Origin of the sequence: Rhodanobacter sp. OK091, from assembly GCF_900142825.1 — a bacterium.
Lineage (GTDB): Bacteria > Pseudomonadota > Gammaproteobacteria > Xanthomonadales > Rhodanobacteraceae > Rhodanobacter.
Genome location: NZ_FRCH01000004.1, coordinates 235,320 through 260,775, shown reverse-complemented (window position 1 = coordinate 260,775; position 25,456 = coordinate 235,320). Strand labels below are relative to the sequence as shown.

Below are 25,456 nucleotides of genomic sequence, written 5' to 3'. Positions count from 1 at the left end.
CCAGACGATCAGTCGCGCAGCACGTAATTCGCGCCACAGTAGGCGCAGGTTGATTCCCCGCCGTCATCGACGATCGGCAGGTACACCTTCGGGTGCGAATTCCACAGCTCCATGCCGGGCATCGGACAGGACAACGGCAGGTCGGCGCGCGTCACTTCGTAACGATTTTCGGCATTTGCCGGCACCAGCGGCACCGTCGCGGACAGGGGGGGAGACATCAGCGAACTCCAGACTGGACATCAGGCCGCAAATGGTAGCAGGCTGCAGCCTTCTGTCGGGGGGCAGAGGGGGTGAAGCGGGGAATCAGCCGCGGCTAATGGCCGGCAGGCTGCTGCAGGTTTTGTCACGAAGTGGGTACATCATTTTCGACCCGGCGTGTCGTTCCGGGCCAACTGCAACTGCTTTGGGAGCAGACCATGGATTTCGGAAAAATCATCGAACGCGTCAAGGCCATCCTGATGACACCCAGGACCGAGTGGCCCGTCGTCGCCGCCGAATCGGCCACGACCAGCAGCCTCTATGCCGGTTACATCGCGATCGTCGCTGCCTTCCCGATCGTCGCGGGCTTCATCAAGGGCAGCCTGATCGGCACCAGCGTATTCGGCATCACCGTGCGCACACCGATCGGCATGGGCATCGTCGGCATGGTTCTGCATTACGTGCTGACCCTGGTGCTGGTCTACTTGATGGCACTGATCATCAACGCGCTGGCGCCCACCTTCGGCGGCCAGAAGGACATGGTGCAGGCGCTCAAGACCGTCGCCTACTCATGGACCGCCGGCTGGGTGGCCGGCATTGCGGTGATCGTGCCCTGGCTGGGCTGGCTGATCACAGTAGCGGGGGGCGTCTACGCCATCTACCTGCTGTATCTGGGTCTGCCGCGTACGATGAAGTGCCCGGCGGAGAAAGCCGGCGGCTATACCGCGGTCAGCGTCATCATCGCGATCGTGCTGAGCTGGATCATTGTCCTGATCGTCGGCAGCGTCATCGGCTCGGCGGCGATGACCGGTGCGGCGATAAGCAGCATGCACATCACCGGCAGCAACGGCGACAGCGTGACCGTCGACAGCGACAGCGCGCTCGGCAAACTCGCCGCGATGGGCCAGCGCGCCGAACAAGCCGGCAAGGAACTGGATGCCGCGCAGAAGTCCGGCGACAACGCCGCGCAATCGGCCGCGATGGGCAAGATGATGGGCGCCGTATCCGGCAGCGGCACCGTCGAGGCGCTTGCGCCGGATCAGATCAAGGCGTTCCTGCCCGACAGCCTGGGCAACCTCAAGCGCACCAGCACTTCCGCCCAGCGCAACAATGCGATGGGCATGCAGATTTCCGAAGCCACCGCCGAATACTCCAATGACAGCGGCCAGCACATCACCTTGGAAATCACTGATACCGGCGGCGCCAAGGGCTTCATGGCAATGGCCGCCGCGATGGCGCCGGAAGAGGAAAAGGAAACCGACCACGGTTACGAGAAAACCTACACCGCGAACGGCAACATGATCCACGAGGCATGGAATACCGAGTCCAAATCCGGTGAATACAGCGTGGTGCTTGGCAAACGCTTCACGGTCAAGGCGAGCGGCACGGCCGACGGCATCGATCAGCTGAAACAGGCCGCTACCGGCATCGACATGAGCAAGCTGGAGTCGCTGAAGGATGCCGGCGTGAAATCCAACTGACGCCACTGCGACACAAAAAAAACCGCGCCAGCGATGGCGCGGTTTTTTTGTGGACCGAGGGAGCTTACTTGCCCGCGTCGGCCTTCGGCACCGAGCCTTCCGTGGTGATGCGGATGCTGATCTCGTCACCGACCTTCGGTACATACGCACCGACACCGAAGTCCGAACGCTTGATGCTGGCGGTGGCGTCGAAACCGATCGCCTGCGCCTTGCTCATCGGGTGCGGGCCGACTTTGTTCAGCGTGGCCGCCAGCACTACCGTCTTGGTCACGCCGTGCACGGTAAGGTCGCCGGTGACATTGAATTTATGGCCGCCCAGCGGCTGCACCTTGGTGCTCTTGAACGTCACCGTCGGGTACTTGTCGGCATCGAAGAAATCGGCTTCCTTCAGATGCTTGTCCAGCGCCGGCACGTGGGTGTCGAGGCTGGCCAGCGGCAAGGTCACGTCCACGCTCGACTTCGCCGGATTCTGCTCGTCGAACACCACAGTCCCGTCGCCCAGGCCGAAGTCGGCGGTGGGGTTGGAATAGCCGAAGTGGTTCCAGCTGAACAGCACCATGGTGTGGCCCGGATCGAGCTTGTAGGTGACCGGTGCAGCCTGTGCCGATACGGCGACGCCAAGCAGGCTGGCGAGAGCGAGATACTTCAATGCATGCATGAGGGGAACTCCTGGGTAAAGGGTTGAAGGCGGGGTTGCTTCAGGCGATCGTGCAGGCTTCGTCAAACGACAACCGGGGGCTGCGCGGGAACAGATTGCGGCTGGCATCCCCATGGCCGATGCTGATCAGGAAATTCGACTTGATGGTGGTACCGGAAAAAAATGCCGCATCTACGCCCGCATTGTCGAAACCGGACATCGGTCCGCAATCGAGCCCGAGCGCACGCGCCGCCATCAGCACATAGGCACCTTGCAGCGTGGCATTGCGAAACGCGGTGGTGTCGATCAATGGCTGGTTGCCGACGAACCAACTGCGCGCATCGGCGTGCGGGAACAACTTCGGCAGCTGTTCGTAGAACTCGTGGTCGGTGGCGATGATCGCGGTCACCGGCGCTTCCATGGTCTTGGCGAGGTTGCCTTCGGACAGGAACGGCGCCAGCTTCGCCTTGGCATCCTTCGACTTCACGAACACCACGCGCATCGGCGAGGAGTTCGCGCTGGTCGGGCCGAATTTGGCCAGTTCATAGAGTTGATGCAGCTGCTCGTCACTCACATCCTTCGGCAGCCAGGCATTGAAGGTACGGGCGTCGCGAAACAACTGGTCGAGGCTGGCCTCGGAAAGCAACTCGGTCATGGGTATCCTCTGCATGGAAGCGCCGACGACGGCGTCATGGCGTGCAAGTGTATAGGCGGGCGTACGCCAGCAGATAACGTCTATGGGGAACGTACTGTGCTCATTTGGGAAACAATGCGACGGTGCCCAAGCTCATGCTGAAGCTGCACGGCGAATGCTGGGTGATCACCGATGCGGCCGCCGGCAATCAGCGCCAGGCCCTGGCACTGGCCGAACATCTGCAGATGCCGATCCGCCACCTGCTGCTGGAGCCGCGCGCACCATGGTCATGGCTGGCACCGCGGCTCACGCTCGGTAACCGATTCGCCCTGCCCGTCAGCCAGCGCGGACTGTTTGCGCCGCCATGGCCCCATGTGGCGATCGGCTGCGGTCGCGCGGCGGCACTGTTCACCCGCTTGTTGCGCCGCCTGTCCGATCGTCAGTGCTACACCGTGCAGATCCTCGATCCGCGTATCGACCCTGCCCACTGGGATACGGTGATCGCGCCGCAGCACGACCAGGTCGACGGCGCCAACGTGCTGAAGCCGCTGGGTTCGTTGAATTCGGTGGATGACACATGGCTGGCCGACGGGCGCGAATCCTGCCCCAACTTCGCCGATCTGCCGCAACCGCGTGTCGGCGTACTGCTCGGCGGTCCGCGCAAGGGCATCGCGCTGAATGCGGACTATGCCGGCCAACTGGCCGCACGCCTGCTGCAACGCCAGCGCCACGAAGGCGGCAGCCTGCTGGTGCTGGCCTCGCGGCGCACCTCCCCCGCGCTGATCGAGGTTTTTCGTGACGCCCTGAGAGGCGTACCCGGCCTGCTCTGGGCCGGTCGCGACGACGGTCGCAATCCGTATCCCGGCGTACTCGGCTGGGCTGACCGGCTGGTCGTCACGCCCGACTCGGTGAACATGCTCAGCGAGGCCTGCGCCGTCGGCTGCCCGGTGCAAACCTTCGTCAACGCGCCACTGCCGGCGAAGATCGAACGGTTTCATCATGCATTGCGCAGCGCCGGCTTGCTGCAGGATATCGACGATGTGGCCACGGTGGGGCGCGCGCCGCCACTGCGCGAGACCGGCATGATCGCAAGTGTTCTGCGCGACCGGATTTGCAGCCACGTCGAGGGCTGAGCGACGCGATCGGAAAGCACGGCGATGCTGGGCGTCTGCACAGACGTTAAGAAGCTTCGCGCACCCAGCGCAGGTGACCCGAGGCCAGCAGTCCATCGAGTTGTGGCGCCAGCGGCGTGCACAGAATTTCTGCCGGTATCGGCGCAGTGGCGACCAGCCCAACGCTGACGTTGCGCCCATCCTGCTTGGCGCGATATAGGGCAAGGTCGGCCAGTTCCAGCGCCGCATCGAACGTCGAGCTGTCGACGTGCGCGGCGACAGGATGCAGACTGAAGCCGATCGAACAGCTCAGTTTGATCTTGCCGCCGCGGCCATCGATGAAATCCTGCGCGGCGATATCGCGACGCAGACGTTCCGCGATGGCCAGCGCACTCGCCGCATCGACGTCGCGCAGCAGCAGCAGAAACTCCTCGCCACCCCAGCGCACGGTGATGTCGCTGTCGCGTCTCGCAGCCGTAAGCAAGCGGCCAAGCGCACGCAATACGGCATCGCCCACTGCATGACCGTAACCGTCGTTGACGTCTTTGAAATAGTCGATGTCCAGTTGCAGCACCGCGATGCTTTCGTCGCCGGCAAGCAGATCGGGCAGACGCATCAACAGGTAGCGCCGGTTGTGCAGCGCGGTCAAGGCATCGGTGTGGCTTTCCTCGGCCAACGCCAGGTTGGTCACACGCAAGCGTTCGACCGCCCGCGCAAGCTGCTCGGTGCGCTGGGTGACCTGCTCTTCCAGCCGCGCACTGCGGCGGCGTTGCGTGCGCATGCTCCACGCGACCAGCAGGATGATCGTCAGACACAACAGCAGTAATGCCATGCCGCGTACCAGCACGCGTTCGTACCAATGCGGTTCGATCCGGATCGCCAGATCCGTCTCGGGACCGAACCCGGGGGCGCCGGCAAGCGTGGCAGCAACCCGGAAACGGTACTTGCCAGGCGGCAGGTGCGTGTAGAACGCGCTGCGCCGGACACCCGCGTCCTGCCAGTCCGTATCGTAGCCCTCCAGCTGATAGCGGAACTTCAGCGTACCGATGCGCAGGTAGGGTGCGGTGTATTGAATAGCCAGGTCGCGCACTCCCTCGCGCAAATCCAGGGGCTCGCCCGGCAGCAGTACACCGGCATGTTCGATGGATTCGATCGCCGCCGCGGGCGGCTTCGGCTGGGCGCCGAGCGTGCGCGTATTCAGCCCAAGCGCGCCATCGGTCGTGCTGTACCAGATGACATCACCGGCGACCAGGCTGCGTGAGCCGGCACCACCGTTGCAGCAGTGCACACTGCGCAAGCTGGTAGCGCGCGCCTCACCGGCAATCAGTTGCGGTACAACCTGGCGTGCCGGCGAACCCGGCAATGGCAGCTGATCTAACGGCAGCCGCCATGCGCCGACAATCGAGCCGACGTAGAGCTGGCCGTTGAGCACGTCGAGCGTCCAGGCGTTGTCGCTGGGCAGGCCATCCTTCTGGCTGGTCATGCGCAACTGTCCGTTGACCATGACACCGACGCCGGCATCGGTGGTGGCGATACCCAGCTTGTCGTGGTCCAGCATGGCCACGCGGGTGACGAAATGGCCGCTCAGCGGCTCGGCCCATGCCGGCTGCGTCAGGCGGCCATCGCGCAGTTCGCGTACCCCATCTTCGGTGCCCAGGTACAGATGGTCCGGCGCCAGCGGCAGGATCGAGCGGATCATCACCGCAGCGCCCAACGCTCCGGAGTCGGCGCGGCTGAGCATGCCGGCATGCCAGCGATAGAGGCCGCCGGAAGTGCCGATCCAGAAGTCGTCATCGGCGGCTTCGCGGATATCGTTGATCTGCCAGCTGTCCAGCGCAGACAACGCGGATGGAGTGACGTTGCTGTCGTGGTCGTAGACCGCGATGCCCGCGCGGGTGCCGATCCACAACCGGCCTCGATGGTCGTAGTACAAATCGTAGGCCGACGGATTCGGCAGCGCGCTGCCCGGAATCAGCGGGTGCGCCCGCTGCCCGTCAAAGACTTCCAGGCCGGAATTGGTACCGAGCACGACCTCGCCGTGGGGTCCGCGCACGACGCTCCAGACCAGTGAATCCACCACTCCATCGCGAGTTGACACACGCCGTGCCCAACCATTCCAGACCCGGTACAGACCGCCGATATGCGTGCCGATCCACAGATTGCCTGCCTGATCCTCGTACAGCGCCTGGATCCATGGGGCGTGCATGATGTCGCCGTCGTCCACCCGCTCCAGACCCGTGTCAGGCAAGCGCCGATAAAGCGCAGGCACGGTGCCGATCCACAACGTACCGCCACGATCGGTCAACAGACTTTCAATCGAGGTGGTGTCGAGTTCGTCACCCAGACCGGAGGGGAGCATGTGACTCCCGTCCATGCGCATCAGCCCGAGGCGCGTGCCCAGCCACAGGACACCGTGCGTGCTGGCCATGCTGGTGACGCCTACTGGCTGGCGCGGTGCGGCGCCTTGTTGCACGCATGCCACGGTCGATTGATCCAGCGTTCCCGTGAGGCGGCAGACGCGACCCAGACCACCGATCCACAGCACCTTGCCCTCGCGCAGCAGACTGAACGCGGGGCCGCTGTAGCCAGGAACCGTCACGATCCGTCCATCATGCACCCGCGCCAGACCGGTCGAGGTGGCCAGCAGCGGCGTGCCGTCGCCGGCATCGATGATCGCCTGGACTGCATCGCCGCCAAGAGCCGTGAAATGGCCGTCGCGTTCGCGCAACAAGCCGTGTGCGCCGCCGAACCAGACTTGTCCCAGCGGATCTGCCCAGACAGCAGTGAGCATGCTGGTGTCGACCCCGGTGGCGGCACGGTCAAACGTGACAAACTGCGCGCCGTCGAAACGCGCCACGGCGAGCTGGGTGTTGATCCACAGGAAGCCTGCGCTGTCCTGCGTGATGCCGAGCACCGTGATCTGCGGCAGACCTTGCTCTACGCTCCAGTGATCGAGAATCAAGGCGTGGAACGGCGTCTGTGGATCCAATGCGGCGGCTGACCGCGTACCGGATATACAGATCGAGATCGCGAACAGAATCGCGGGCAACCGCCTTGTCATGTCCCCCCTTGCGAACGACGTCGATACTTCCGGGTGACGTTAGCTTTGCGCTGATCTTGCCCTGTTAACGAGGTGCCAGACAAGCTTCGTCGGTGGGCCTTCGTTCACCCGTCCATGGAGCGCATCGGCACCGCCGCATCCAACCGCTATCCCGGGTTGCCGGATGCGTCGAAGACGAAACCGAGCGTATCGGTGACTTCACGCACGCCTGCGCACAGCTGTTCCAGCTCGGCATCGCGCGGCGCCACGCGCGGTCGCAGATCCAGCGTGCAGGCCAGCGCGCGTTGCAGCAGGTCGGCATGCGCTACGGTCAGGATCGCGGCCTGATTGGCATCGAGCCAGCCAGCCGTGCGACACGCTTCGATCAAGCCGGCATTCGCGGTGACACCCAGCAAGTCGGGCCGTTGCGTCGCGTGCGCCAGCACCAGGCCTTGTAGCGCAAACTCGATATCGAGCAGGCCGCCGTGGCCCTGCTTGAGATCGAGCTGGCGCGCGTCGGAGCGGTCGCGTTCGGCACGCCAGCGTTGCCGCATGTTGCTGACGTCGGTCAGCACAGCGGAGAGATCGCGCGGCACGGCAAGAATCTCGCGACGCACGTTGGCCAGCTCGCGGTTGAGTGCCGCATCGCCGGCCACCGGCCGCGCGCGCAGCAAAGCCTGATGCTCCCACGTCCAGGCGCGGCTTTTCTGGTACGCGGCAAACGCGTCCAGACTGCTGACCAGCAGACCTTTTGAGCCGTCCGGACGCAGTCGCGTATCGACCTCGTACAGACGGCCGCCGCGGGTCAATATGGTGAGCCAGTTCATCACCCGCTGGGCCAGCCGCTGGTACCAGCGCGAACCCTCGATCGGGCGCGGACCGTCGCTCAGCGCCTGCGCGCGACGGCCATCGAAGACAAACACCAGATCCAGATCCGACGCGAAGCCCAGCTCCTCGCCACCGAGGCTACCGTAGCCGAGCACGCCGAAACCGGAGCCCTCGCCTGGCAGCCGCCCATGCTGGGCGATCAGCTCGCGCTCGGCCAGCGCCAGCACGGCGCCCACTACCGATTCGGCCAAGGCGGCGAGCCGCCGTGCGGTGGCGACCGCATTGGCGCGACCGTCGTTGAAGGCCAGCCCGAGACGGAACGCGGTGGACGCCTTGAACTCGTTGATACGGTCGAGTTCGGCCTCGGCCTCGCGCTCGTCCAGCGTGGTCAGCACACGGGCGATCTCGGCGGCGATGTCGGCACGCTTGAACGGCAGTTGATCGATGCGCGGATCGAGCACGTCGTCCAGCAGCAACGGCTGCGCGATCACGCACTCCGCCAGGAAAGCGCTTTCGCCGAACAGGCACACCAGCCGCTTGCGCGCGGCCGGCTGCTCCTCCAGCAAGGCCAGATACGACGAGCGCCGCGCCACTGCCTGCATCAGCCGGCAAAGACGCAGCAGGCTAGCCACCGGTGCCACCGTGACGCGAGCGGCGCTGAACAACTGCGGCATCAAATGATCCAGCCGTTCGCGCGAACGCGCAGACATCGCCCGCACCGATGCGGCCTGCGGCAATTTCAGCAGGACGTCCGCGAGTTCGGCACCGGGTACGAAACCGGACGCCTCCAGCACCGCGGCATCGAGCGATCCGTCACAAGCGCGTTGCCACAAGACCATGTCCGCTGCAGGCACGCTGGCGGCGCGACCGCCTTGCGGCATCAGCACAGCGGCAAATTCCTCGCTGACGATGGCGCGCTGTTTCGCCAGTGCCGCGTCCAGCGTGTCCCAGTCGGGATAATCCAGGCTAAGCGCGATGCGTTCGCGACTGAGGGCGTCATCGGGAATGTCGTGAGTCTGGGCATCGCGCAGCATCTGTACGCGGTTTTCCACACGGCGCAGCAGCACATACGCCTCGCGCAACATGCGCGCGCGCGCGGCGCCGATGTGTCCGCGCGCCTCGCATGCGGTCAGCGCCGGCAGCAGGCCGCGCACCCGCAGGCTGGGTTCGCGACCGCCGCGGATCAGCTGGGTCAACTGCACGATGAATTCGATTTCGCGGATACCGCCGGGACCGAGCTTGAGATTGTCGGCCAGATCCTTGCGCGCCACTTCCGCATCGATCAGCGCCTTCATCTCACGCAGTCCGGCGAACGCCGTGTAATCGAGATACTTGCGGTAGACGAACGGCCGCAGCAGTTCCTGCAGCTGTTTGCCGGCAGCCCGATCACCGGCCACTGGTCGCGCCTTGATCCAGGCATAGCGTTCCCAGTCGCGTCCCTCGCTCTGGTAGTACTGCTCCATGGCCGCAAACGACAGCGCCAGGCGACCGGCATTGCCGAACGGACGCAGCCGCAGGTCGACCCGCGCACAGATGCCGTCCATGGTCGGCTCGTTCAGCAGCCGTACCAACTGGCGGCCGAGTCGGATGAAGTATTCGCTGTTGTCCAGCGGACGCGCACCGTCGGTCTGGCCACCGTGCGGATAAGCCAGCACCAGATCGATGTCGGAGGAGAAATTCAGCTCACTGCCACCGAGCTTGCCGAAACCGATCACCAGCAATCGCTGCCGTACGCCCTCCTGCGTGCGGCTGTGGCCGTAGCGCGCCGCCAGCGCGTGTTCGGACCAGTCCAGCGCCACACCCAGCAGCGCCTCGTACAACACGCTGGTGGCCGACAAGGTTTCCGGCAATTCGTCCAGTCCGTTGACGTCACGAAACACCAGCCGCAATGCCTCGGCGTGACGGAAGCGGCGCAGCGCGACCATGCAGGCGGCTTCATCGACGGGCAGCTTCAGCGCGTCGATGCGCGCGCTGGCATCGCTGCCGGAGCGCAGGCGCTCCAGCCCTTGCGGCGCCAGCAGCTGCGGCTGGCGCCGCCACACCTCGAAGGCGAAGTCGCTGGCCAGCAAGGTGCGCCGGATCCGTTCGGCCACGCCGGCGTCGTCGTGCAATGGCACGCCGGCGGCGCGGCAGCGGGCAGCAAGGTCGCTGTAGCGGTCGTCGATCAACGCGCGCAGCGCAGGGGATTCATGGACAGGCATCGGGCCATTGTGCCGCAAAGGACATGCGGCCGACCCGGGGTGGTATGCGCGGCCACATCCGGTGCACCGACTCGTGCCCTGCGCGTTGGTTATGTGTCGATTGCGCGTTGATTAACACGCGGACAAGCCCGAAACTCGCCGTTCGCCGCCTACACCCTGTTCATTCGCATCCCGTTACATTCTCGTGTCCACCCCATGACAGCAACTGCAGGACGGCCATGCCCCTGAGCTTCGCAAACACGCCCGGCCGTTGGCGCACATGGACTCCACGGGTCGCACTGGTGCTGCTGCTGGCATTGGCGTTCGTGCTGCTGACCGGCATGGTGGACGGCGGCATGGGCGTCACTCCGCTGCGGCTGCTCGATCAACCCAGGTTTCCGCTGGCGAACGCGTGGCCGGGGCTGTTGCTGGCCGGCCTGCTGCTGGTGATCAGCCGCCGGGTGCTGCTGTCGTTCGGGCTGGCTTTCCTGCTGCAGGGACTGGTCTACAGCGTCAATGTGCTGAAGATCGCGAACCTCGGCACGCCGCTGCTGCCGGACGATTTCCGCATGGTCGGCCAGTTGCGCAGGGGTGGCATGCACCTGCTCGCCGGCTACCTGCCGCACAGCGCATGGCCGTATCTGGGGCTGCTGATCGGCGTGGGCCTGGTCGTCGCGATGTGGCGCTACGAGCCACCCTTGTTTCCCCGACGCACCCGCGGCAAGCGGCTATTGGTCGGTGGCGTATTGGCACTGGTGCTGACCAGCCTGCTGGCCGGCCTGCCGGTCTGGGGGAAAATCTACAACGGTCAGGTGCTGTGGCTGGAACCGTGGTCGGCTTCGGCCACCAGCACCCATTCGGGCCTGCTCAGTTCGCTGGTGATGTTTCATCTGCAATACGGTCACGGCAAGCGCAAGCCGGATCGCGTGGCCGCCGCGCAATTGATCGACCAGTCTGCGGCAGCGCTGCAACAGTCCATGCAGGTGCCGACGGCAAACGGTCCGTTGCCCGACATCGTGGTGGTGCAGAGCGAATCTTTTTTCGACCCCGCCATCATGCGCGGCTACGAAACCAGCAACTTCGCGCCGAATCTGCGCCGTCTGGCTGAGCACGGAATCGCCGGCAAGCTGCATGTGCCGACCTTCGGCGGCGGCACCATCCGCACCGAGTTCGAGGTGCTCACCGGGCTGTCGCTGCGCTACTTCGACAATCTGCAGTTTCCCTATCTGCAGATGAGTCACAAGGCAGTGCCAAGCCTGATGCACACGCTCAAGAGGCATGGCTACGAAACCATCGCGCTGCACGGCAATGAGCCGACATTCTGGAACCGCAACACCGCGTTCAAGTTGCTCGGCTTCGATCGCTTCGTATCGCAATCGTCGTTTCCCGCCCATGCGGCGATGGACGGCAAATACATGGCCGACAGCGCGATGACCGACGAGATCATGCGCCAATTGAAGGACCACGGGCCGCCGCAATTCCTCTTCGCCATCAGCATCGAGGCGCACGGCCCCTACGACGTCGAACCAGCCAACCGCGCCGAACGCGATGCCATTCCCGTGCCCGATGGCATCACCGGCATCGACAAGCAGGAGCTGCAGACCTACCTCTACCACCTGCAACACGCCGACGCCGAACTGGGCCGGCTGGTGGCATGGCTGGCTCAGCGCCAACGGCCGAGCCTGGTGTTGTTCTACGGCGATCATCTGCCGGGACTGAGCAACAGTTATCGCATCACCGGCTTCGTCGATGACAAGGACATGCTGGCGCAGGCGGGTACCTGGCTGCTGGTCGATCCGCACCAGCGGGGACGGCCCGAGCAGGAGGACACCGCAGCGTGGCTGCTGCCAGGCATATTGCTGGAACAGGCAGGCATCCATGACGATGCTTATTACGCGCTGACCAGGCTGATCGGCCCGCAGCTCGCCCCACTGACCGAGGCCCCCGGTGCGCCGCCGCCCGACGAAGACAGCGACCAGCAGCAGCTCGACCAGGCCATGTCCAGCGTCAATCAACTGCGCATGGACGGCAAACTCGACAAACTGCTGCCGAAGTCCGTTTCGCTGCCTGCCAGCGACATTGCCCACAGCAGCACCGAGCCGATGCAAGCGCAGGCCGCCACCGCACTGCCACAGTGAACACGGCAGGATGCCCGGACATTCGTCCGGCATGCACTTGTGAAAACGACGTCGTCGCCATATCCCGATTCGGGCTGCGATTCAGTGAGCTGTCTGCCGGCTGAAGTCTTGGCGAGTGTGTTCATCCATCAGTGGGGTAATGGCGACTAGCGTCATCACAGCGCTGGAGCAGCACGCTCCATCGCGCCCACTCAATCCGAAGGAAACATGCCATGCACAAGACCATGCTTGCCGCCCTCATCGTTGCTACCAGTGCGCTCAGCATTCCCGCGTTCGCCCAGGTCCACGTCGGTGGCGCGGGACACGTCGGCGCCGGCGTGAATGCCGGTGCAGCTTTGCCCAACGCCATGCCCAGCGCCATGCATGCGGTCGACCAGACCGACGCGCAGACTACCCAGACCCTGCGCCATACGAAGCACATGACGCACAAGGCAGTCGACCAAACCCGTTCGACCATCACGGGCAATGGCAGCGCCAATGCCGGCATGAATGCCAGTGGCTCGGCCGGGGCGAGCGCAGGCGATACGCATGCCAACGCCAACGTCGATACCGGTGCGGGCATCGACACCGCCAACATGGCCGGCAAGGCCGGTGAAGCCGGCCAGGGCGTCGGTGGCGCCGTACGTGACACTGCACATTCCGCAATCCAGTCCGCCGACCGCACCGCCGGCTCGGTCGGCACGGCGGTCAAGCAGACCGCCACCGAACAGTCGGTGGGCGGCGATGCCAAGGTGGACGCCAAGACCAAGGCTTCCGCACAGGAGCCTGCCGTGCCTTCCACGTCGGGGCACTGAGTTCCACAACCTTGCATGAAGCGAAGCCCCGGGTGGCGACACCCGGGGCTTTCTTGTACCTGGCCACCTGAAAATCTGGCACAAGGTCTTTGCGAATTTTCCACGGTGACTCCGGCGATGCGCTCAAAAGAAAACCCCGCACCAGGCGGGGTTTTCTTCCATGCAGCGAGGGAGCGGGACTTAGAAGTCCATACCGCCCATGCCGCCCATGCCGCCGCCCATGCCGCCAGCACCGTGGCTATGGCCTTCGTCCTTCTTCGGCAGCTCGGCGATGATCGCTTCGGTGGTGATCGCCAGACCGGCGACCGACGAAGCGTGCTGCAGCGCGGTGCGGGTCACCTTGGTCGGATCCAGGATGCCCATCGCCACCATGTCACCGAACTCGCCGGTGGCCGCGTTGTAGCCGAAGTTGCCCTTGCCTTCCTTGACCTTGTTGAGGATCACGGACGGCTCTTCGCCAGCGTTGGCGACGATGGCACGCAGCGGCGCTTCCAGCGCGCGGCGGGTGATCGCGATGCCCAGGTCCTGATCGGTGTTGTCACCCTTCAGGCCTTCGACCGCCTTCAGCGCGCGGATCAGCGCGACGCCGCCGCCCGGGACCACGCCTTCTTCGACGGCTGCGCGCGTGGCGTGCAGGGCGTCTTCGACGCGGGCCTTCTTTTCCTTCATCTCGATCTCGGTGCCGGCACCGACCTTGATCACCGCAACGCCGCCGGCCAGCTTGGCCACGCGCTCCTGCAGCTTCTCCTTGTCGTAGTCCGACGAGGTCTCTTCGATCTGCGCCTTGACCTGCGCGATGCGCGACTGGATCTTCTCGGCTTCGCCGGCACCGTCGATGATCGTGGTGTTTTCCTTGGTGATGACGATGCGCTTGGCGCGACCCAGATCGGCGATCGTGGTCTTCTCCAGCGACAGGCCCACTTCCTCGGACACGACCTGACCGTTGGTCAGGATCGCGATGTCTTCCAGGATCGCCTTGCGACGGTCACCAAAGCCTGGCGCCTTGACGGCGGCGACCTTGACGATGCCGCGGATGGTGTTGACCACCAGGGTGGCCAGCGCCTCGCCCTCGACTTCCTCGGCCACGATCAGCAGCGGCTTGCCGGCCTTGGCGACGGCTTCCAGCACCGGCAGCAGCTCGCGCACGTTCGACACTTTCTTGTCGTGGATCAGGATGTACGGGTCGTCCAGCTCGACCTGCTGGCTCTGCTGGTTGTTGATGAAGTACGGCGACAGGTAGCCGCGATCGAACTGCATGCCCTCGACGACGTCGAGTTCATTCTCCAGGCCCGAACCTTCCTCGACCGTGATCACGCCTTCCTTGCCGACTTTCTTCATCGCGGTGGCGATGATGTCGCCGATGTTGGCGTCGGAGTTGGCCGAGATCGTGCCGACCTGCGCGATTTCCTTGTCGTTCGCGGTCGGGTTGGACATCTTCTTCAGTTCACCGACGGCGGCCGCAACGGCCTTGTCGATGCCGCGCTTCAGGTCCATCGGGTTGATGCCCGCGGCCACGGCCTTGAGGCCTTCCTGGATGAACGCCTGTGCCAGCACGGTCGCGGTGGTGGTGCCGTCACCGGCGACATCGGACGTCTTGGAAGCGGCTTCCTTGACGATCTGCGCACCGAGATTCTCGTAGCGGTCGGCCAGCTCGATCTCTTTCGCGACGGACACGCCGTCCTTGGTGATCGTGGGCGCGCCGAAGCTCTTCTCGAGCACGACATTGCGGCCCTTCGGGCCCAGCGTGACCTTGACCGCATTGGCCAGGGTGTTCACGCCCTTGAGCATGCGGGCGCGGGCGTCTTCGCCGAAACGTACTTCTTTAGCTGCCATATCTAGAGACCTTTAGAAAATAGTTGAGAGGAGTGAGAAACGAGAGGGAGTAGACCGAGGCATGAGCAAGAGTGTTCGCGACAGGACGCGATCGACTCTTTTCTCACTCCTCTTCACTCTCTCCTTGACTCTTAGCCTTCGATCACAGCCACGATGTCGTCTTCCTTCAGGAACACCAGATCTTCGCCGTCGATCTTGATTTCCTGGCCGGCGTACTTGCCGAACAGCACAGTGTCGCCAGCCTTCAGCGACATCGGACGCACCTTGCCGTCGGCCATGATCAGGCCGGTGCCGGCGGCGACGACCTTGCCGCGGGTGGGCTTCTCGGTGGCGCTGTCGGGGATGACGATGCCGCCGGCGGAGACGCGCTCCTCTTCCAGGCGCTTGACGATGACGCGATCATGCAACGGACGCAGTGTGCTCATGGACAACTCCAGTTGACTATTGAGATGGGACAAGGCTTTCAGGACCCTGGTCGGCAGTCTTGTTAGCACTCGAGGTAAACGAGTGCCAATTTTACGGGTATAGCGCGCCGCTGCAAGAACATTTGAACCAGGGGATGGACAGCAGGTTGGGTGGACCGGGCCAGGTTTCAAGGGCCGCCCGCAAAATCGGTTCGTCACATCCACTGGGCATGACGAGCCCATTTTCCCCACATTTCCTCGTACGCTTGGTCGATGGCCCGCCCTCCGCCGACCCCAGACCCTGTCCTGCTCTGTTATTGCAGCTGCCCTGACGCCGTGTGTGCACAGGAGATCGCCGAGGCACTGGTAGGCGAGCAGCTGGCCGCCTGCGTCAACCGCGTGCCCGGCATCAGCTCCACCTACCGCTGGCAGGGTGCGGTAACCACCGAGCGCGAGGAACTGCTGTTGATCAAGACCACGGCCCGGCGCTTCGAGGCTCTGAAATCCCGGCTGCTGGAACTGCACCCCTACGAATTGCCGGAATTGATCGCCATACCCGTGGAACGCGGCCACGACGCCTATCTGGAATGGGTGCGCGCCGGCGGCTGAGCCGATGGCGCGTCCATCGTCGTCAGCTCTGCCTGCGGCAGGGAGACGAAGACGACCAGCATGGTCGCTGGCTCGCTCTTGCTCGCATTGCCGCTGACCACATGGTGCGTGCCCGCCGGCTCGAACCAGCTTTCGCCAGGTCCATAGACCCGCACCGGACTTCCCGCCATCTGGCTGCGGATATGACCCGACAACACATAGACGAAAGCATCGCCACCATGATGATGCGGCCGGGTCGACTGACCGGGAGCGTAGGTGACGCTGATCGCCATCAATCGGCGACCCGGCGCCAGGGTCAGAGGAGCATCCAGCACGTGGTGCTCCTCTGCAGCCAGCGCGATGGACGGCATGGCGACCGTCCCTATGAGAACCAGGCTGGCCGCAGCGTAAAGGGCGAAGCTCAACAGGCGGGACATGGCATGGCTCCGAAGTGGTTTGACGGTGGCTTGAATGGAGCAAGCGTCATCGCGCTGGCGCTTGTCGCTTCGCCAGCGACTTCAGCTCCGCCGCCAGGTTCGCATCCGTTCCTTCGACTCGACGCACGATGCGTCCGTCAGCATCGACTATCAACAAGGTCGGCACGTGCATGACGCGAAAGCGCCGGAACAACGCACCGGATTCGTCCAGGGTGAGCGGAATGCCGGGATGGTATTTGCGCTGGTAATTGCCGAGATCGTCCTTGCTCGCCCACAAACCCGAAGCGATGCCGAGCCAGCGCGCATGATCATCGCCAGACAATGCAGCTACCTGCTTGCGCACCGCACGGCAACTTGAGGCCACACCTGGCCGACTGGTCGCGAGATACGACTCGCACCACGGCGAAAGGAACACGAGCGCCGTCGGAAGCTTCTTGCCGGCGTCCTGCGCATGGAACGTCTGGCCGTCCAGTGTCCGCGCCGTAAACGCCGGCAGATGATCGCCCACGTCGACAGGCGGCTCCTCCTTCGGCGCCTGCACGCTCTTTACGGGTACTCCCGACGTCGTGCGTGCAGCAAGCAGTGCAGCATCCAGCTTGGCATCGGCCATGTGGCCCACATACAGAATGCGGCCGTCGCGGCCGATCACGACGTGCTGCGGCGTCACTCGCAGCTGAAAGGCCTGATCCAGCGTGCCGTCATCGAACACGATCGGCATATGCAGTCCCATCGCCTGGCGGTACTTTCGGACATCCGCCACCGTGTCATCAAAGCCCACATCGATGGCTATCACGGCCAAGTCAGGCCCCGCCTGTTCGAAAGTGTGTTCGAAGTGCGGCATCTGTTCGCGACAAGGCACGCACCAGGTGGCCCAGAACTTCAGATAGACGGCTTTCTTGCCATAGAGGCTGGCCAGGTCGATGGTCTGTCCGTCGATGGTCTTGAGCACCATGCGCGGCGCGGGTGAGCCAACCAGGCCATGACCGGCGGCTTCGGCACGCTGCTGACCGGTGTCGGCATGTAGCGGCGCACTAACCCAAGCAAGCAACATCACAAACAGCAAAGCCATATAGCGCATGACAATTCCCAGAAATGAAAGCACACAAGCGCATGCTCACGATTTCGCCTGACCGCCATAAGAGCCACTTTGCAGCAAAGTGATGGAGCCACTCGCCATGACACCGAAGACCGCGATTCCTTTAGCCATCCATCAGCATCACCACCCGGCGGATGGCTTCGTCGACACGATCGGCGGCGATCATGCCAAAGCCGAACGCCAGACCATTCGGCGCGTACCGACCCAAGGCATAGCGACCCACGGCGTCCAGCTGTATGCCTTCTGCGGCGGCACGGGCAACCAGCATCTCCGCATTCAATGAACGCGGAATCCGCGCCGACAGATGCAGGCCGGCTTCCGACGGCAGCGCCCGCAGGCGACCATCGCCGTGCCGCGCCAGCGCGTCCAGCAATACTTCGCGCCGTTCGGCATAGACCTTGTGCATCTTGCGCACGTGGCGCACCAGATGCCCTTCGGCGATGAACGCGGCGAGCGTGTCCTGCGCCAGCACATCGCAATGCCAGTCGGCGAGCTGCTTCGCCGCGGCGAGCGCCGGTCGCAGCCACGGCGGAGCCACCACATAGCCCAGGCGCAGTGCCGGAAAGAGACATTTGGAAAACGTCCCGACGTAACAGACCGAACCGCTGCGATCGAGCGTCTGCAACGCATCCAGTGGCCGCCCGCTGTATCGGAACTCGCCGTCGTAGTCGTCCTCGATCACGACAGCGCGCTGCGCCCGCGCGAACTCCAGCAGCGCCGCGCGACGTTGCGGCGACAACGCGACACCGAGCGGAAACTGGTGCGATGGCGTCACGTAGATCACCCGCGCACTGACGGGCAACCGTTCGACCACCAGACCCTCGTCATCGACCGGCACGGCGGCCACGTTCGCACCGGCTGCAGCGAACGCCGCACGCAGCGGCGGATAACCGGGATCCTCGACCGCCACCGTGCTGCGTCCAGGTGTCACCAGCACCCGCGCAAGCAGATCGAACGCCTGCTGCGCCCCGCTGGTGACGATCACATCATCGGCGTGGCAGGCGACAGCGCGGGCGAACGAGATGTGCTTGGCGATGGCCTCACGCAGGGCCGGCCGCCCCTCGGGCTGACCGTAGGCCGGCGGCGACTTCGACAGCGTGCGCAGCGCGCGAGCCGACAAGCGGCGCCACACGTCAAACGGAAACTGCGTGTTGTCAGGCACACCAAGGCTGAAATCGTCGCGGAACACTCGGTCCGGTGCCGCCGAAAAGGGCCCAGGAGACTTCCGCCAATGTGGCGCCAGGCGACGATCCATGTCGACGCTGGCTTCAGATGGACGTGGCGCATCGCGCCGGGCCAGCGTGTCGGCGACGTAGTTGCCGGCACCACGCCGTGCGACCACGTAACCTTCGCTCAGCAACAAGTCGTAAGCCGCGACTACGGTGTTGCGGGAGATCGCCAGCATGCCTGCCAGCTCGCGAGTCGCCGGCAATCGCAAACCCGGTTTCAGTCGCCCGTCGAGAATCGCCCCGCGCAACTCTTTATGCAGAACGCGCAGAAGCTCACGCGAACCGGGTGGGGGAAGAGTAATCGGAAACCCGAAAATTGGATCCATGATTTTGCCAAAGTGTGGATCTTATAACATGCCAAAATTACACCTAATCTGCATCCAACACTCATCACCCGTTCGAGCGCGCGCTGATTCATCTGCGTGCGCAACCCAGGCAAAAGCCCCCCCAAGACTGCTGACAATCTCTGTCAGCGACCTGGAATAGCTTGCACCGGCCAAACTTCGACGAGCTTCCGCTATGAAAAGGTCAGACATCGCTGTACTGCTGCTGCTCGGTGCCTTGTGGGGTGCGTCGTTTTTGTTTATGCGCATGGGTGCAAGCGAGTTCGGCAGCATGCCCCTGGCCGGCATGCGGGCGATCGGTGCCGCCGCCTGCTTTGCACCCTTGTTCGCCTCGCGCCGTCGCGTCGCCGAGCTGCGCGCCTATTGGAAACCGCTCGCCGTGATGGGCCTGACCAATTCCGCATTGCCGTACGTGTTGTTCTCGTTTGCGGCACAGATCCTTCCGGCTGGGCTATCAGCCATCTTTGACGCGATCACCCCGTTGCTAGTCGCCGCTTCCGGCTGGTTGTGGCTGAACGAAAAACTCACCGCCCCGCACATGACCGGGCTGGTGATCGGACTGGCCGGTGTGCTCTGGTTGATTGGCGACACGGCCGGCTTCGGCCACGGCGGGGCGGGAACGATACTCGCCATGCTGGCCTGCGTGGCGGCCACGGTTTGCTACGCGTTCTCCGTGCATTACAGCCATCGGCGTCTGAAGACAGTGTCCCCCATGACGGCGGCGGCGGGCAGCCAGCTCGTCGCGGCATTGGCGTTGGCGCCGTCTACGGTATGGCTGTGGCCGGCGAAGGCGCCTGGCGCACAGGCATGGATCGCCATGTTTGGCCTTGCCGTTGCCTGTACGGCAGTGGCTTACGTCCTGTTTTTCCGATTGATAGCCCGCGCCGGTGCGGCGCGCACGATGATCGTGCTGTACCTGATCCCCGCGTTCGGCGTGTTGTGGGGATCGCTGTTCCTCGGCGAGGCATTCACCGTCGCGATGGCCGTGGGCTGTGCCGTGATCCTGTTCGGTACCGCGTTGACCACGGGGGTGATTCGTTTCCGCCCGATGGCGACAGCCGACCCCATGCCCATCGTGGAAGAGACCTAGTAGCAGAGGCCTCGCCCGGCAACCTCCCCTCCCTAGCTGAGCCATAATCCCCTTTCGCCCGAGTCTTGGCCCGGGCTCCTGATGCTGGAGTAGCAATGCGTTCGATCCGTCCTGGCCATCTGGCCACCCGCTTCTCTGCCCTGCTTTGTCTTTGGCTGATCCTGTGCCTGAGCGCGTTGCCGGTATTCGCGCAAGATGACCTCGCCGGCCTGCTCCCGGTGACCGAGGCGTACAAGCTCAGTGCCGACGTGTCGACTCCAGGCATCGTGAAACTGCACTGGACCATCGCACCGGACTATTACCTTTATCGCGGCCGCATGAAGTTCAAGGGCGGCGACGGGGTGACGCTGGGCGCGGCACAGCTGCCCGACGGCGAGAAGCACCACGACGAATACCTGGGCGATGTCGAGACCTATCACCATGGTGTCGACGCCAGCCTTCCGTACACCGTCGCTGCCGGCACCACGCGGCTGAAGCTGAGCGTGCAGTACCAGGGCTGCCACGAGGTCGATCCGAAAATCTGCTACCCGCCGCATACCGAGCAGCTTGATCTGCCGCTGCCGGCGAACACCGGCAGCACAGCCTCACCTGCAGGCAACAATCCACTGGGCACCGCGCTGGGGCAACTGGGCAGCCGTGCCAACAGCGTGACCGCCGGCATGGACAGCTCGCCGCTGCCGGCCGAACAGGCATTCCGCTTCGAGGCACTGGCGCAGAGGCCGAATCACCTGCTGCTGCGCTGGACGATGCCGAAAGGCTATTACCTGTATCGCGACCAGACCGCACTCAAGCTCAAGGATGCAGCCGGCCTCAGCCTGAAGCCGGTTTGGCCGGCCGGCACCAGACATCACGACGAGCACTACGGCGACGTCACCGTGTACTTCGACCAGGTCGAGTTGCCGGTAACGGTGGATGGCAACCTCGCCGGACGCAGACAACTGACATTGGAAGCCAGCTTCCAGGGCTGCCAGGACGGTGGCCTGTGTTATCCGCTGATGACGCGTGCGGTAAGCATCGATCTCGGCAGCGGCGTTGCCGCAAGCGGCCAGACCATCCAGACGGCGCCGGAGCCGCCACCGGCCAGCGTCGGCGAGGGTCCGTTGCAGGTCAGCCTGATCGCTGCGTTGCTGCTCGCGTTGGGTGGCGGCTTGGTGCTGAACCTGATGCCGTGCGTGCTGCCGGTATTGTCGATCAAGGCGGTCAGCGTACTGGAGAGCGGCGAGAACCGAGCCACGGCGCGTCGGCATGCGTTGTTCTACACCGCTGGCGTGTTGGTCAGCTTTGCTGTGCTGGGTCTGGGCATTCTCGCCTTGCGCTCGGCCGGTCACGCGCTGGGCTGGGGCACTCAATTGCAGCAGCCGCTGCTGGTCGGCGCGCTGGCCTGCGTGATGCTGGCGGTCGGGCTGTCGATGTCCGGCGTGGTGCAGTTCGGCGCCACGCTGGGCAATACCGGCGCCAGCCTGGCCAATCGCTCCGGCCCGGCCGGCGATTTCTTCACCGGCGTGCTGGCGGTGGTGGTGGCCAGTCCGTGCACGGCGCCTTTCATGGGCAGCGCGCTGGCGTATGCGTTCGCCGCGCCGATGCTGGCCGCGCTGCTGGTGTTTCTCGCGCTGGGCATCGGACTGGCGTTGCCGTTCCTGCTGATCGGTTTCGTGCCGGCGCTGGCGCGCCTGTTGCCGCGGCCGGGACGATGGATGGAGACGCTGAAGCAGGTACTGGCCTTCCCGATGTATCTGACCGCGGTGTGGCTGGTATGGGTACTGGCGAACCAGCGCGGTGCCGATGCGGTCGGCCTGGTGCTGGTGGCGATGGTGCTGCTGGCGATGACGCTGTGGTGGTTCGAGCGCAGCCGTTCGCGCGGCACCATCAGCAAGGCGCTGGTCGCCATACTGGCGATCGCCACACTGGTGCCGATGTACTTGCTCGCCCACGTGTCGCCGCCGTCGAGTGCCGCCGCGACCGAGGAAGGCGTGGTCGCCTACAGCCCGGAGAAACTGGCCCAACTACGCGCGGCCGGCACCCCGGTCTTCGTCGACATGACCGCCGACTGGTGTGTCACCTGCAAGGCGAACGAGCACACCGTGCTGGACACGCAGGCGTTCCGCGACCTGCTCCGCCGCACGGGCGCGGTCTATATGAAAGGCGACTGGACCGACGTCAATCCGACCATCAGCGCATTTCTGCAGCAGTACAACTCGCCCGGTGTGCCGCTATATGTGGTGTTCCCGAAAAACGGCGGCCCGGGCAAGCAGTTGTCGACGGTACTGACTTCCTCACGGGTCGAGCAGGCGCTGACCGAGGCTGCGCGCTGATGTTGAGCCGCAGCAACTGGCTGATTCTGGGCCTGGCCGTACTGGCCGCCGCCATCGGCGGCTATGTCGAACATCGCAGCCAGCAGCCGGCACCGATGGGTTCGGCGCTGATCGGCCAACCGCTACCCGCGCTGGCGTTGCCCGATCTCGACGGCAAGCTGCATCGATTGAGCGACAACCGCGGCCACCGCGTGCTGCTCAATTTCTGGGCCAGCTGGTGCGTGCCATGTCTGGAAGAGATGCCGGCGCTGAGCCAGGCACAGGAAAAGTTCGGCGATCATGCGCCGATCGTGCTCGGTATTGCGATGGACGAGCCTGCCCGCGTACATGCCTTTCTGGCCGCACATCCCGTGAATTACCCGATTTTACTGGGCCAATTGACTCAACCAAGCACATCGTCGCAGCTGGGTGATTCCCGTGAAGTCTTGCCATATAGCGTGCTGATCGACGCAAATGGGCGCATTTTGGCGACACATACCGGAGCCCTTTCCACTTCGCAACTGGAACAGTGGCTCAGCCCGGCGCATGCCGTACCCTGAGCAAGGCGGACATACGCTTCCGCACGGAAATTTGCTCTTCTCCGCCAAACATCGCCGATCTGCGGTGAACTGGACAACATTCGCGACTACGCGCACACTGCGCCGGATTCCGGAGCCGCCGGACCCAAGCTGGACGATGCTGTGGCGAAAATCCTGGTCCTGCACGGACCCAATCTCAATCTGCTGGGTACCCGCGAGCCGCAGATCTATGGCCGCGAGACGCTGGGCGATATCAATCAGCGACTGGCCGTCCGCGCGCAGGAAGCCGGACACGAGCTGGCCTGGTGCCAGTCAAACGCCGAGCATGAGCTGATCGGCCGCGTCCATCAGAGCCGCGACGATCAGACTGCGATGATCCTGATCAATGCTGGTGCATTGACCCATACCAGCATTGCCTTGCGCGATGCACTGGCTTCGGTGGCGATCCCGTTCATCGAAGTGCACTTGTCCAACGTGTTCGCACGCGAGTCGTTCCGCCATCACTCGTATCTGGCGGATCTCGCCGTCGGCGTGATCTGCGGCTTCGGTGGCGACAGCTACCGGCTCGCGCTGGAAGCGGCGATCCAGCGGCTGCGCACGCCGTCGTCCGACGCGGCCTAAAACGACAAACCCGGCCGCACGGCCAACTCATTCCCTTCCGGCCACCCCTGGTGGCATGACTGAAAAAGGCTGATCCGATGGATTTGCGCAAAATCAAGAAGCTGATTGACCTGCTCGAGGAATCCAACCTCGCCGAACTGGAGATCAAGGAGGGCGAGGAAGTCGTCCGCCTGTCGCGCGTGCCCAAGAACACCGCCCCGGTTGCCGCAGCCCCGGTGGCCGCGGCTGCCGCACCCGCTCCCGTCGCCGCAGCCCCGGTGGCTGTTGCCGTCGCCGAGGCCCCGGCCGCCGATGCGCTGCCGGCCGGCCACGTGGTCAAGGCGCCGATGGTCGGCACGTTCTACGCATCCGCTACGCCGGGCACGCCTGCCTTCGTCAAAGTCGGCCAGCAGGTCAAGGCCGGCGAGACGCTGGGCATCATCGAGGCGATGAAGATGTTCAACCAGATCGAGGCCGATGTGGCCGGCACCGTGCAGGCGATTCTGGTCGAGAACGGCCAGCCGGTGGAATTCGACGAACCCATGTTCGTGATTGCCTGAGGCCGCCCGGATGCTCGAGAAGGTCGTCATCGCCAATCGCGGCGAAATCGCGCTGCGTGTGCTGCGCGCCTGCCACAGTCTGGGCATCAAGACCGTGGCGGTGCACTCCACTGTGGATCGCAATCTGAAGCACGTCGGCCTGGCCGATGAATCGATCTGCATCGGTCCCGGCCCATCGGTCGACAGCTACCTCAACATCCCCCGCATCATCGCGGCGGCCGAGATCACCGACGCTCAGGCGATCCATCCGGGCTACGGTTTTCTGTCCGAGCGCGCCGACTTCGCCGAACAGGTGGAACAGTCCGGCTTCATCTTCATCGGCCCGACCGCCGAGGTGATCCGCCTGATGGGCGACAAGGTGGAGGCGATCCGTGCGATGAAAGCGGCCGGCGTGCCGTGCGTGCCCGGCTCCGGCGGTCCGCTCGGCGAGGACGTCGACACCAACGTGAAGATTGCGCGCGAGATCGGCTACCCGGTGATCATCAAGGCCGCCGGCGGCGGCGGCGGCCGCGGCATGCGCGTGGTGCGCACCGAGGCGCACCTGGGCAACGCGATCACCATGACCAAGGCTGAAGCCAAGGCTGCGTTCGGCAACGAGCAGGTCTACATGGAGAAGTTCCTGGAAAATCCGCGCCACGTGGAGATTCAGGTCCTCGCCGACGGCCAGGGCAACGCGATCCATCTCGGTGAGCGCGACTGCTCGATGCAGCGCCGCCACCAGAAAGTGGTCGAGGAAGCGCCGGCGCCCGGCATCACGCCGGAACAGCGTGCCGCGATCGGCAAGGTCTGCGTCGACGCCTGCATCCGCATCAACTATCGCGGCGCCGGCACGTTCGAGTTCCTGTACGAGAACGGCCGCTTCTACTTCATCGAGATGAACACGCGCATCCAGGTCGAGCATCCGGTGACCGAGCTCATCACCGGCATCGATCTGGTGCGCGAACAGTTGCTGATCGCCGGCGGCGAGAAGCTGTCGATCAAGCAGGAAGACATCGTGATCCGCGGCCATGCCATCGAATGCCGCATCAACGCCGAGGATCCCGACACCTTCATGCCCAGTCCCGGCACGGTGAAGCGCTTCGAAGCACCGGGCGGCCCCGGCGTGCGCGTCGACACCCATCTTTACGATGGCTACAAGATCCCGCCGAACTACGACTCGATGATCGGCAAGCTGATCGTGCACGGCCCCGACCGCGAGACCGCGATCGCGCGCATGCGTCTGGCGCTCGCCGAGACGGTGATCGAGGGCGTCAAATGCAACATCCCGCTGCAGCAGCGGATCATGGCCGACGTCGGCTTCCAGCATGGCGGGCAGAACATCCACTATCTGGAAAAGCGGATGGCGGAGCAGAAAGAGCACCCGCCCGCACACTAAGCCCTCATGTAGGAGCGCACCCTGTGCG

21 protein-coding genes are annotated in these 25,456 nt (G+C 64.4%); 11 read left to right on the top strand and 10 right to left on the bottom strand.

From position 1 onward, the window contains the following. Window positions 1–8: 8 nt before the first annotated feature. On the bottom strand, window positions 9–218 hold the full coding sequence (locus BUA26_RS17690; protein ID WP_072762198.1) for a zinc-finger domain-containing protein: 210 nt from the start codon (window positions 216–218) through the stop codon (window positions 9–11). A 198-nt stretch (window positions 219–416) separates the two neighbouring features. On the opposite strand from BUA26_RS17690, the gene BUA26_RS17685 reads away from it, so the two are divergent. Continuing rightward, a complete protein-coding gene (locus tag BUA26_RS17685) occupies window positions 417–1,679 on the top strand; it encodes a Yip1 family protein (RefSeq protein ID WP_072762197.1) in 1,263 nt (420 codons plus the stop codon). A 64-nt stretch (window positions 1,680–1,743) separates the two neighbouring features. On the opposite strand, the gene BUA26_RS17680 is transcribed toward BUA26_RS17685, so the two are convergent. Next, window positions 1,744–2,337, bottom strand: coding sequence for a YceI family protein (locus tag BUA26_RS17680; protein WP_072762196.1), 594 nt, complete (start codon window positions 2,335–2,337; stop codon window positions 1,744–1,746). Window positions 2,338–2,377: 40 nt separating this feature from the next. Further along, on the bottom strand, window positions 2,378–2,971 hold the full coding sequence (locus BUA26_RS17675) for a malonic semialdehyde reductase (protein WP_072762195.1): 594 nt from the start codon (window positions 2,969–2,971) through the stop codon (window positions 2,378–2,380). Between the two features lie 134 nt (window positions 2,972–3,105). Here BUA26_RS17675 and BUA26_RS17670 point away from each other — a divergent pair, with 134 nt between their 5' ends. Further along, window positions 3,106–4,083: a mitochondrial fission ELM1 family protein gene (locus BUA26_RS17670; protein ID WP_072762194.1), complete on the top strand. Its 978-nt coding sequence runs from the start codon at window positions 3,106–3,108 to the stop codon at window positions 4,081–4,083. 46 nt (window positions 4,084–4,129) lie between these two features. Here BUA26_RS17670 and BUA26_RS17665 read toward each other — a convergent pair whose 3' ends face one another. Continuing rightward, entirely contained in the window at window positions 4,130–7,123 is a 2,994-nt protein-coding gene (locus tag BUA26_RS17665) for a ligand-binding sensor domain-containing diguanylate cyclase (RefSeq protein WP_083573070.1), read from the bottom strand. A 146-nt stretch (window positions 7,124–7,269) separates the two neighbouring features. After that, window positions 7,270–10,131 (bottom strand): bifunctional [glutamate--ammonia ligase]-adenylyl-L-tyrosine phosphorylase/[glutamate--ammonia-ligase] adenylyltransferase, encoded by a 2,862-nt coding sequence (gene glnE, locus BUA26_RS17660; RefSeq protein WP_072762192.1) that lies wholly within the window; start codon window positions 10,129–10,131, stop codon window positions 7,270–7,272. Between the two features lie 218 nt (window positions 10,132–10,349). Between glnE and BUA26_RS17655 the strand changes: the two genes are divergently transcribed. Next, window positions 10,350–12,248, top strand: coding sequence for an LTA synthase family protein (locus tag BUA26_RS17655; protein WP_072762191.1), 1,899 nt, complete (start codon window positions 10,350–10,352; stop codon window positions 12,246–12,248). Window positions 12,249–12,460: 212 nt separating this feature from the next. Continuing rightward, the gene (locus tag BUA26_RS17650) at window positions 12,461–13,042 is read left to right on the top strand and encodes a hypothetical protein (RefSeq protein WP_072762190.1); all 582 of its coding nucleotides are present in this window, start codon (window positions 12,461–12,463) and stop codon (window positions 13,040–13,042) included. A 180-nt stretch (window positions 13,043–13,222) separates the two neighbouring features. On the opposite strand, the gene groL is transcribed toward BUA26_RS17650, so the two are convergent. After that, a complete protein-coding gene (gene groL / locus BUA26_RS17645) occupies window positions 13,223–14,875 on the bottom strand; it encodes a chaperonin GroEL (RefSeq protein WP_072762189.1) in 1,653 nt (550 codons plus the stop codon). A 131-nt stretch (window positions 14,876–15,006) separates the two neighbouring features. Continuing rightward, on the bottom strand, window positions 15,007–15,300 hold the full coding sequence (locus BUA26_RS17640) for a co-chaperone GroES (RefSeq protein WP_007081521.1): 294 nt from the start codon (window positions 15,298–15,300) through the stop codon (window positions 15,007–15,009). A gap of 252 nt (window positions 15,301–15,552) precedes the next feature. On the opposite strand from BUA26_RS17640, the gene cutA reads away from it, so the two are divergent. Continuing rightward, window positions 15,553–15,888 carry a divalent-cation tolerance protein CutA gene (gene cutA, locus BUA26_RS17635; RefSeq protein WP_072762188.1) on the top strand — a complete coding sequence of 112 codons (336 nt, stop codon included), beginning with the start codon at window positions 15,553–15,555 and terminating at the stop codon, window positions 15,886–15,888. Here cutA and BUA26_RS17630 read toward each other — a convergent pair. From BUA26_RS17630 to BUA26_RS17620, 3 genes are all read right to left on the bottom strand, one after another. Then, window positions 15,858–16,304 carry a cupin domain-containing protein gene (locus BUA26_RS17630; RefSeq protein ID WP_072762187.1) on the bottom strand — a complete coding sequence of 149 codons (447 nt, stop codon included), beginning with the start codon at window positions 16,302–16,304 and terminating at the stop codon, window positions 15,858–15,860. The two genes, cutA and BUA26_RS17630, sit on opposite strands and share 31 nt — an antisense overlap. A 46-nt stretch (window positions 16,305–16,350) precedes the next feature. Beyond that, window positions 16,351–17,382, bottom strand: coding sequence for a TlpA family protein disulfide reductase (locus BUA26_RS17625; protein WP_072762186.1), 1,032 nt, complete (start codon window positions 17,380–17,382; stop codon window positions 16,351–16,353). A gap of 121 nt (window positions 17,383–17,503) precedes the next feature. Further along, window positions 17,504–18,955 (bottom strand): MocR-like pyridoxine biosynthesis transcription factor PdxR, encoded by a 1,452-nt coding sequence (locus tag BUA26_RS17620; protein WP_072762185.1) that lies wholly within the window; start codon window positions 18,953–18,955, stop codon window positions 17,504–17,506. A gap of 193 nt (window positions 18,956–19,148) precedes the next feature. Here BUA26_RS17620 and BUA26_RS17615 point away from each other — a divergent pair, with 193 nt between their 5' ends. From BUA26_RS17615 to accC, 6 genes are all read left to right on the top strand, one after another. Continuing rightward, window positions 19,149–20,063: a DMT family transporter gene (locus tag BUA26_RS17615; RefSeq protein ID WP_072762184.1), complete on the top strand. Its 915-nt coding sequence runs from the start codon at window positions 19,149–19,151 to the stop codon at window positions 20,061–20,063. Window positions 20,064–20,158: 95 nt separating this feature from the next. Continuing rightward, a complete protein-coding gene (locus tag BUA26_RS17610) occupies window positions 20,159–22,375 on the top strand; it encodes a protein-disulfide reductase DsbD family protein (protein WP_072762183.1) in 2,217 nt (738 codons plus the stop codon). Further along, complete coding sequence (locus tag BUA26_RS17605; RefSeq protein ID WP_072762182.1) at window positions 22,375–22,914, top strand: TlpA family protein disulfide reductase; 540 nt, start codon at window positions 22,375–22,377, stop codon at window positions 22,912–22,914. The genes BUA26_RS17610 and BUA26_RS17605 overlap by 1 nt, the downstream gene beginning before the upstream one ends. A 141-nt stretch (window positions 22,915–23,055) precedes the next feature. After that, window positions 23,056–23,514: a type II 3-dehydroquinate dehydratase gene (aroQ, locus tag BUA26_RS17600; RefSeq protein WP_072762181.1), complete on the top strand. Its 459-nt coding sequence runs from the start codon at window positions 23,056–23,058 to the stop codon at window positions 23,512–23,514. 77 nt (window positions 23,515–23,591) lie between these two features. Further along, window positions 23,592–24,053 (top strand): acetyl-CoA carboxylase biotin carboxyl carrier protein, encoded by a 462-nt coding sequence (gene accB / locus BUA26_RS17595; protein WP_072762180.1) that lies wholly within the window; start codon window positions 23,592–23,594, stop codon window positions 24,051–24,053. Between the two features lie 10 nt (window positions 24,054–24,063). Then, a complete protein-coding gene (gene accC, locus BUA26_RS17590) occupies window positions 24,064–25,428 on the top strand; it encodes an acetyl-CoA carboxylase biotin carboxylase subunit (protein WP_072762179.1) in 1,365 nt (454 codons plus the stop codon). Window positions 25,429–25,456: the final 28 nt, after the last annotated feature.